The organism is Paenibacillus cookii (assembly GCF_018333375.1).
Taxonomy (GTDB): Bacteria; Bacillota; Bacilli; order Paenibacillales; family Paenibacillaceae; genus Paenibacillus_AQ; species Paenibacillus_AQ cookii.
The window spans coordinates 25,106-34,722 of sequence record NZ_BORW01000043.1 but is presented as its reverse complement, the minus strand read 5'-3'; the positions used below and the strand labels follow the sequence as shown (position 1 = coordinate 34,722).

Sequence of the window (9,617 nt, the reverse complement as noted above, 5' to 3'; positions counted from 1 at the left end):
ATTCCCCCAATCCATCCAAACCATCTGCTCTGTATTTTCTTATCCACTCTCTAACTGTGTGGGAACTAACCCCTAGTTGTCTCGCTTCATAGTTTGGATTTGACCTGTGCTCCAGGCATCGCTGTATAGCATGCCGTTTCGTTTCAGTTGAAGTTGAACTTCTTCTAGACATAGAAATACTCCCATCGTTGTAGTAGTAGAAGTTTTTATTTTTTCTACTGTCTACTATGATGGGAGCATATCAGAAGTGAACTGCTCTTTTTCGATCAGAATTAAAAATTAATCTGCACTAATTTTTCAATCGACTCTTTTTCTGTCGGATCGGCTTTAACGAGTTGGTCATACACAGCCTGGTCATTCGAACCTTGCTTCATCAATGCCGCTATATACCAATGGGCAATTTCGCGGTTTGTCGGATCGCTGAAATCCTGAGCGATACCCATTTTTAACGTCTCAGCAGCTTTATCCAGTTGGTTGGTCATGTAGTACATTTTTCCGGCGTCAAGGATCATAACCGGCGAGTTGGAGAACGGACGTCCAGCCATTTGCCCTTTGGGCAATGTAGCCAGATGCTTGAGACCGGCTTGAACCTTTTCAAAGGCTGCAATCCCCGCTTTAAAGTACTTCTCTTTCGCAGCAGTATCGCCTTGGCCAAGCGCCGTATAACCCAGCTCATAACCTTGCGTAATCATTTTTTCATACCATTCGATATCCCAGTTGAATTTCGGTGCGTTCGCAACCAGCGTTTCAAAGGCTTTATCATTTTCATTTTTCAGCTGGTAGTTGGTAATGAGGCGGTTGATCATGCTTTTGTTATAAGGTTCTTTTTTGAGCGCGTCCGTCAGGAGATAATTCGCCGCATTGTAAAAATCGTCGTTTTGGGTCTGTTTATACACCGATTGATACAGCGAAGACATCAACAGTACGGAATCCGGATGAGTGTGGCGAATCTTCAAGTCTTTATCCAAGGCGGCTTTGATTTCCTCATAAGAGGTGCTTGTTTGCGCTATTTTTCGGGCTTCCAGACCGGCATTGCTTGCCTGCACAAAGCGAACCGAAGTAATCAGCACGACGATTCCGCAAATGCCGACTACCAAACTATAAATCCATCCTGCGCCCTCTGTTTTCCAGGCAATCTTCTTCAAAGGTTTGCTGTCCATGGCGGCGGCCATGCCTCCAAGACCAATGAACACCAGCATCCCGATAAATACGTAACTCATGTTAAAGTCTAGAATACTGTGAATAAGAATAGACAGGGTCAGAATGAGGTACAAGAAATATGAATCTTTTCTTTCCCCATCCGATTGGATATACCCGCGAATATATTTATAGAAAATAAACAGGACAAATGCCATGAAAATAACAAATCCGACAATGCCTACTTCCAACAAGTACTGAACGAAGAAGTTGTGCGCCTGACGGCTTGTGTAAGGGTTGTTCTGATACTTCTCGTACAATGCAGCCCAAGCGCCGCCGCCTGCTCCGAGAACCGGGTAATCTTTCACGACCTTCATGCCGTCTTTATAGAACGTAATCCGCTCCAGCACGCTGTGCTGATTGAAGTTAATGTTCTCAAGTCGCGTGCTGACGTTTTCCGGCAAAATATTGCGTACGCTGGTTCCGATAAGCAAAAAGGCTACAACGCCAACCACGATCACCGATCCGACCGGAATCCACAGATTGGCAAGCTTTTTGGCTGAAGCCTTGGCCAAGCCCTGTTCCATTTTAGGAGCAAGAAATGCTTGAATGACCCAGCCGATCACTGCCACCACAACGGATGTTATTAAGAGGAATGCCCATGCTTTGGCTGCTCCGCCAGCCTCGAATTTTTGGTTCAGTTGAAGTCCCAGATCGGTAACCTCTTTGGAGATGGCGAGGGAAGCTATGCCTGCGATTGCACAATATACGACCCAAAGAATTTGCTTCGCCGGCTTCAGGAATAGCAGTAAAAGAACAAATACGACAGGCAGCATAACCAGACCGCCGCGGGAAAGCGTGAGCAATATCGACACGATAATCGGTACCAGCATAAATCCGTGAATGGCTTGCCCGTACCATTTTTTCGAGCGGATCAGACAGAATACGGCAGCAAACAAAAATGCCATGAGGAATGCCGCATATGTATTGGCATACTGGAAGACGGAGGTCAGACGCAACCCGTTGGAGTCCGTCATCACCGCATCCGTATATTTTCCGTTCAGCACACCATTCGAAAACCAGACGATAAGCGTTCCTGCAAATTTTCCATGACCGAACCAGTTCAGGAAACCGAACCATACAATAATATACGCGACCGTCATGATCGTCGTTTGAATGATCTTATTGGCTCTCTGATCTTGGAGCAGATAGATGCTAATAATGAACATGATGGCATACAGACATTCGACAAGCACCATATTCATCGCCAAATAATGCGAAGCGGCCCCAAAATACGACAATAGATATGTAATAGGCAGCAATAGTACCGCTAAGGGGAGCCAGTCTCGCTGCTCATTAAGTTTAAAGCTCTTGTAATAGTTGGCGATCCATAGGAACAGCAATACTGAACCGAAGGCAATTGCCCAAAACAAAGGCTTTTCGAACTCTAACATCTGACCATTAAAAAGCGCTACCTGAAAGGGAGTCCAAACTAAAAATGCTATGATGGCAACAATTAACACCCAAAGAAGCGCAGGCTTTTTATCGACGTTACTCGACCTTTTAGCCTGTTTACCGTATACTGGATTAGACAAAGTTTCCATTCTCCTTTTTGTGAGATACGACAATATTTTACCATAGGAGTGAAGTATTGTTCTACCTCTCAAATAGACTGGTAAATACTAAAGCTAAGAGGTTATGAAATGATTAATCAAATTAGGAAAAGTAACAATCTGATTTTTGAACTTTCGAAAAGTGATTTCAAAAAAAGATACACAGGCTCCTATCTTGGGATTGTTTGGGCATTTATCCAGCCGCTTATTGCAATCCTCTTGTTTTGGTTTGTATTTCAAGTCGGATTTCGAAGTACTCCAGTAAACGATGTTCCGTTTATACTTTGGCTATCTTGTGCCATGATTCCTTGGAATTTTTTCGCAGATGCACTGCCTTCTTCTACTAATACGATACTTGAAAATTCCTTTTTGGTAAAAAAAGTAGCTTTCAAACTGGAGTTGCTTCCAGTAGTGAAGATCTACTCATCTCTATATGTTCATTTATTTTTTGTTGTTTTCTTAATAGGCATGTTCTTTATATATGGTTATTCATTTTCTTTATATTATTTACAAGTCTTTTATTATCTGTTTGCTACCATAATTTTGGTCCTTGGTTTGTCTTGGATTACAAGTTCAATAGTTTTATTTTTTAAAGATACGTCCCAAATTGTCGCGATGTTCATGCAATTGGGATTCTGGTTAACGCCTATTTTCTATCCAATCAAAACAATACCTGAAAAATTCCAGTTCTTATTTAAACTTAATCCGATGTTTTATATCACCAATGGTTATAGAAATACGTTCATTTATCGAAGATGGTTCTGGGAAGATTGGAAATTGACGATTTATTTTTGGATTCTGACGGCGATTTTGTTAGTGGTCGGCTATATCACTTTTAAGAAACTAAAGCCGCATTTTGCCGATGTTTTATAAGGAGTAAATGGAGATGAATAAGAATAAATCGATTGAAGTTATCGATCTGACGAAAAATTATAAACTTTATAAAAAACCAACAGATCGAATAAAAGAAGCCTTTTTAAATAAAAGTTATCATCAAGAATTTAAAGCTCTTGATGGCCTGAGTTTTCACGTAAGTACCGGAGAGTGTCTTGGTATTATTGGAAAAAATGGATCCGGAAAATCGACATTGCTGAAAATTTTGACGGGGGTTTTATCGCCGTCTTCGGGAATGGTATCGATTAATGGAAAAATCTCTGCTCTCCTTGAGCTGGGGGCTGGATTTAATCCGGATTTTACCGGAATGGAAAACATTTATTTGAATGGCACCATTATGGGTTATTCTAAAAATGAGATAGATGCCAAAGTTGAAAGCATCTTAGAGTTTGCGGATATCGGCGATTTTATCCATCAACCCGTGAAAACATACTCAAGTGGTATGTTTGTACGGCTTGCATTCGCTGTCGCCATTAATGTGGATCCCGATATTCTTATTATTGATGAGGCGCTAAGCGTAGGGGATATACGATTTCAACAGAAATGTTATCGAAAAATTGATGAATTGAAAAGATCCAAGACTATTATTTTCGTTTCCCATGATATGAGTGTTATCAATAAATATTGTGATCGCGTGATTTGGATCAATGAAGGCAAACTGAAAGATGAGGGGATTCCTTCGGAAATCTCAAAAAAATACCAAGCTTTTATGATTGGCGCGGAATATAAGAAGTACAGTCTGCAAGAAGCGAAGATTAACGAAAATACATCAGAATCTAATACAGTACTGTTCGATATCGATGATTTGCCTGATGAGCTTGATATGATGGGTGACGACAAGGCACTGATTACTGGGGTAGCTTTGAAGGATGCACTTACAGATCAGAAAATAAGTGTTGTTGAAACAAATCAGCAGCTAAATTTATTAATAAGAATCGACATTTTTGAAAAAATAGAGAACCCCATTATAGGATTTAGTTTAAAGGACAGGCTTGGAAATATGATTGCTCAAACCAATAGTTATTTTTTAGGCGAGAGAATAACGGAGCTAGAACCGGGCCAAAATTATGTGTTTTCTTTTGAGTTTTGCTTTCCTAGTTTAAATCACGGTCAGTATACGATTTCACCTGCCATCGCCTCTGGAACCCAGGAAGACCATGTTCAACATAGTTGGGTTCATGATGCAATCGTTATTCAGGTTCTACCGGTTGGCTACGAGACTTTAAGTGGAATTATTCATTTCGATGATGTTACTTTTTCAGTATTAATTTAGAAAGCAGGGGTTTTTCTTGGAATTTACGGGTGAGCGATTTATTCCGAATCTAACGGATAAAGAACTGGAAATAGAACACATGCAACGATATCTCTCTCTTGCCGAAATTGTACGTGGTAAATCTGTTTTAGATGCAGCATGTGGGGAGGGATATGGATCATATTTATTGTCCAAATCGGCGAAATCGGTTTATGGTATTGACATCGATAACCAGACAATTGGGCTAGCTTCTAAAAAATATAATGAGGGGAACTTGAGTTTTAAGACTTCCGGAATAGATTCTCTTCCTTTTGAAGATCGCGTTTTCGACGTGGTGATTTCTTTTGAAACACTAGAACATGTTGATGAGCATACTCAACAAAAATTTCTCCAGGAAGTAAAAAGAGTTTTAAAACAGGATGGAATTCTAGTCATTTCGACTCCTAACAAGAAATTTTATTCCGACCAATCTAATTATGTGAATCCATTCCATGTTAAGGAATTATATAGAGATGAATTTCAAGCATTATTGAGTCAACACTTCACCCATGTCGATATTGTATCGCAGAGGTTTGAAGTTGTTTCCTTGATGAACCAAATGAAAGACGGAGCTCCCCAAAAAACGATTCGTTATGACACGTATGCCGAAAGTGAAGTGCAAGAGAAGTATATGATCGCGTTCTGCTCCGATGTTGATTCGAAGTTTTCCGAAGCGGAGTCTTGTTTGTTATACCCATCAAAATACGATGAAATGAAAATGAGAATCCTCACGCTGCAAGATGAGGTTGAAACTCGAAATCGGCATATTAGGACGTTGGATCAGGAAATGGATTTTCTGAGAAAGCAATATAAGCGGTTAGAAGAATTAGAAGAAAGGAATTCACGTCTTCAACGTGATCATCTAAAGTTAGAGCAAAAATACAGCACGTTAGAGGAAGAAAAAGGGGCTCTCGAACAGTCGCTGAAAATACAGATAAAACAGAGTAACTCCTTACAGGAGCAGCTTAAATCTATACAGCAGCAGTTAACGGGGGTTCTTAAGGAAAATCAAGGTTTGAAGCAAGATTTAAGGAATAAGGAAGGACATATCGAATTATTACTAGCAGAAGAACGAAAACTGCGGCGTATTTATGATTCAACGGGGTGGGCATTGTTAACTTCCTATTACAAATTAAGGGATGCCATCATTCCTGCCAAGAGCAAACGGAGGGTTCTTGCTAAACTCACAATTAAAACGCTAAAAAATCCGAAATTTATGTTTAGCAAACTCAATAAAGGAAACATTAAAAAGCTAAAATATTATTTTAAGGCTGAGGATGCTTCTCAGCTAGAAAATAGAATTGAGACATTCATTGAACGTAACACCGGGGAAGAATCGCATCCTGAAATCCAACTTTTCGCTAATGAGGATCTAAAGCATCTTGAATTCGATCACGTCGAGAATCCGCTCGTGTCCATAATTATTCCGGTGTATAACCAATGGAATTATACGTATTCTTGCTTGGCATCCATATTAGAGAACACCAAAGATACTTCATACGAAGTTATTATTGCGGATGATATGTCCACAGACGAAACGATTAATATCCAAAATTACGTCGACAATGTAAGGGTTGTTCGTGATGGAACCAATCGCGGGTTTCTATTGAATTGTAATAATGCCGCAAAGCAAGCTAGGGGCAAGTATATATTCTTCTTAAACAACGACACCAACGTCCAGGCTGAATGGCTTAGCTCCCTGGTGCAGCTTATTGAATCTGATTCCAAGATTGGTATGGTGGGGTCTAAATTGATCTATCCGGATGGAAGGCAGCAGGAAGCTGGGGGAATTATTTGGGATGATGCTAGCGGCTGGAATTTTGGGCGGCTCGATGATCCGGAGAAACCGGAATATAACTATGTCAAAGAAGTTGATTACATTTCCGGAGCAGCGATTTTAATACGACATGACCTTTGGAAGGAAATCGGCGGATTTGATGAGCGTTTTGTACCTGCATATTTTGAAGATTCGGACCTGGCGTTTGAAGTAAGACGAATGGGATACAAGGTTCTTTTCCAACCTCGATCTGTCGTTGTGCACTTTGAAGGAATCTCGCATGGTACTGATTTAGGCAGCGGGATAAAAAGCTACCAGGTTCAGAACAAAGAAAAATTTTTAAATAAATGGAATTCGGTTTTGACTACGCAGCATTTTCCTAATGCAGAGCATGTTTTTTGGGCAAGGGACCGCAGCAAGGGCAAGAAAACGGTTGTCATTGTAGACCATTATGTTCCGCATTACGATAAGGATGCAGGCGGCAGATGCACGTATTTTTATATTCGACTCATGGTCTCCATGGGGCTTCATGTAATTTTCATAGGGGATAATTTCTACAGGCATGAGCCATATACAACCGAACTCCAACAGATGGGAGTAGAAGTCTTGTATGGAAATGATCATGCCAAAAATATCAACAAGTGGATTAGAACTAACGGCCAATATCTGGACTATGTTTATCTAAATAGACCTCATATTTCAATTAAATATATGGATGTATTTAAAAAGCATACAAATGCCAAGGTTATTTATTTCGGTCACGACCTCCATTATCTACGCGAAATGAGAAACTATGAGATTACGAAAAATCCAAGCGTTCTTAAATCCGCGGAAGAATGGAAAGAAACCGAGTTTAAACTGTTTGAGATGGCTGATGTAATCCATGTTGTAGGGTCGTTTGAGAAACAAGTCCTTTTGGAACAATTCCCTCATAAACCAATTCGAAATATACCGCTATTTCCATATAGCGAGCCATATGGGGAGAAGCATTCCATAAATACGTTTGAAGAGCGTAAGGATTTACTGTTTGTGGGTGGTTTTAATCATAAGCCTAATTTTGATGGCATTATGTGGTTCATTATAAACGCATTTCCTAAGATTCAAAATGAAATTAAAGATATTAAGCTCTTTATTGTAGGATCCAATCCTCCAGATGAATTAAAAGAAATGCAATCGGAGCAGATCGTAATCACAGGATATGTATCCGATCAAGAACTAGAGGAGTATTACAAACGGTGTCGTGTCGTTGTGGTGCCTCTTCGTTTTGGAGCAGGCGTTAAGGGCAAAGTAATCGAAGCGCTGAACTACCAAGTGCCTATCGTAACAACATCCATCGGGGCGGAAGGGCTTGAGGACATTCAGAACGTGTTGTTAGTGTCTGACGAAGAAGATCAATTTGCCACGTCTGTCATTAATTTGTATTTGAACGAAGAATTGTGGAATGCACTATCCATATCTTCGGGTGAGTACATCCAAAAGTATTTCACGATTGATGCTGCAAAGAACATTCTGACTCTAGATATCGAGAACTAGGAGAAATGTTACATGATAAACGTCGTTTTATGCGGGGGAAACGGCACGCGTCTTTGGCCATTATCCAGAACTCGCTATCCAAAGCAATTTAATAAATTCATATCAGATCGATCATTGTTCCAAATGACAGTGGAAAGAAATCGACCTTTATGCGACAACATATTCGTCGTGTCAAATGAAGAGCAGTACTTTCTTGCTTTAGATCATCTGGATGAAATCGGAGCAAAAGCCGGTCAATTCTTGCTTGAACCCGTGGGCAGGAATACTGCCCCGGCAATTGCTCTTGCCAGTTTGGCTGCCAACAGGAACGAATTGATACTCGTGACCCCGTCTGACCATATTATTAAAAATGAACGGGAATACGCAAGGGTTATTGAATTAGCGAAGTCTATGGCTGAAGAAGGGAACATAGTGACCTTTGGCATTACACCTAGTCACGCAGAAACGGGTTATGGATATATCGAATCCGATGGCTACAAAGTCATTTCCTTTAGAGAAAAACCGGATCTTTACACAGCAGAACAATATGTTAGCTCGGGGCGTTATTATTGGAATAGCGGTATGTTTTTGTTTAAGGCCGGAGTCTTCTTGAATGAATTGGAAACATACTCTCCCGTGATCTATCAACGGTCTGTTGCTGCTTTCGAAAATTCCAAGAAGAATAATGACATTATACGGATTCAAAAAAATGATATGGAATCAATCCCCTCCGACAGTATTGATTATGCAGTGATGGAGAAGAGCGAAAACGTTAAGGTTATTCCTTCAAATATCGGGTGGTCTGATCTTGGCAGTTTTGAAGCTCTTTATGAAGAGCTCCCTAAGGATGAATACGGTAACACGGAGGCAAAACAATTTATCGGCATTGATTCTTCTAATAACATGGTTCTTTCACATAACAGGATGGTTACGACGGTCGATGTGAACGACTTAATGATCGTGGACACTCCAGACGCCCTACTGGTATCCAAGAGAGGATCATCTCAAAAAGTCAGGGAGATTGTCAAGGAACTAAAGCAGAGTAAATCCTCTTTATGTGACCATCATTCAACTACATATAGACCATGGGGGAACCACACCGTACTTGATCAAATGAAAGATTATAGAATCAGAACCGTTGTTGTGAAGCCCGGAAAGAAGATCGGCATGCATAGACATTACCATCGTAGTGAACATTGGATTGTGGTTAGCGGTACCGCGAGGATTATAGTTAACGGAAATGAATCATTGCTTCGAGTTAATGAGTCCACCTTTATAAAAATGGGGGATGATCATTCGGTGGAAAACCCCGGGAAGATAGATCTTCATTTGATTGAGGTTCAGGTTGGGGAGTATATCAATGAGGATGATACCATTACTATATAATATAGGA

At 40.4% G+C, this 9,617-nt stretch carries 6 protein-coding genes; 4 read left to right on the top strand and 2 right to left on the bottom strand.

Going from position 1 to position 9,617, the window contains the following annotated elements; all coding sequences use genetic code 11:
- The coding region (locus KI367_RS27700; RefSeq protein ID WP_212952556.1) for a helix-turn-helix domain-containing protein at positions 1–172 on the bottom strand (172 nt) is incomplete at its 3' end.
- A 100-nt stretch (positions 173–272) separates the two neighbouring features.
- On the bottom strand, positions 273–2,732 hold the full coding sequence (locus KI367_RS24150; RefSeq protein WP_212952553.1) for an O-antigen ligase family protein: 2,460 nt from the start codon (positions 2,730–2,732) through the stop codon (positions 273–275).
- A 108-nt stretch (positions 2,733–2,840) separates the two neighbouring features.
- On the opposite strand from KI367_RS24150, the gene KI367_RS24145 reads away from it, so the two are divergent.
- The 4 genes from KI367_RS24145 to KI367_RS24130 are packed head-to-tail and all read left to right on the top strand — an operon-like array spanning position 2,841 to position 9,610.
- Positions 2,841–3,623 carry an ABC transporter permease gene (locus KI367_RS24145; RefSeq protein ID WP_212952551.1) on the top strand — a complete coding sequence of 261 codons (783 nt, stop codon included), beginning with the start codon at positions 2,841–2,843 and terminating at the stop codon, positions 3,621–3,623.
- Between the two features lie 13 nt (positions 3,624–3,636).
- A complete protein-coding gene (locus tag KI367_RS24140; protein ID WP_212952549.1) occupies positions 3,637–4,917 on the top strand; it encodes an ABC transporter ATP-binding protein in 1,281 nt (426 codons plus the stop codon).
- A 16-nt stretch (positions 4,918–4,933) separates the two neighbouring features.
- Complete coding sequence (locus KI367_RS24135; protein WP_212952548.1) at positions 4,934–8,245, top strand: glycosyltransferase; 3,312 nt, start codon at positions 4,934–4,936, stop codon at positions 8,243–8,245.
- Positions 8,246–8,257: 12 nt separating this feature from the next.
- Positions 8,258–9,610 carry a mannose-1-phosphate guanylyltransferase/mannose-6-phosphate isomerase gene (locus KI367_RS24130; protein WP_212952547.1) on the top strand — a complete coding sequence of 451 codons (1,353 nt, stop codon included), beginning with the start codon at positions 8,258–8,260 and terminating at the stop codon, positions 9,608–9,610.
- Positions 9,611–9,617: the final 7 nt, after the last annotated feature.

What these genes read in the sequence shown, in the direction of transcription:
- KI367_RS24145 (WP_212952551.1), top strand. Translation starts at nt 2,841, where the DNA reads ATGATTAATCAAATTAGGAAAAGTAACAATCTGATTTTTGAACTTTCG.
- KI367_RS24140 (WP_212952549.1), top strand. Translation starts at nt 3,637, where the DNA reads ATGAATAAGAATAAATCGATTGAAGTTATCGATCTGACGAAAAATTAT.
- KI367_RS24130 (WP_212952547.1), top strand. Translation starts at nt 8,258, where the DNA reads ATGATAAACGTCGTTTTATGCGGGGGAAACGGCACGCGTCTTTGGCCA.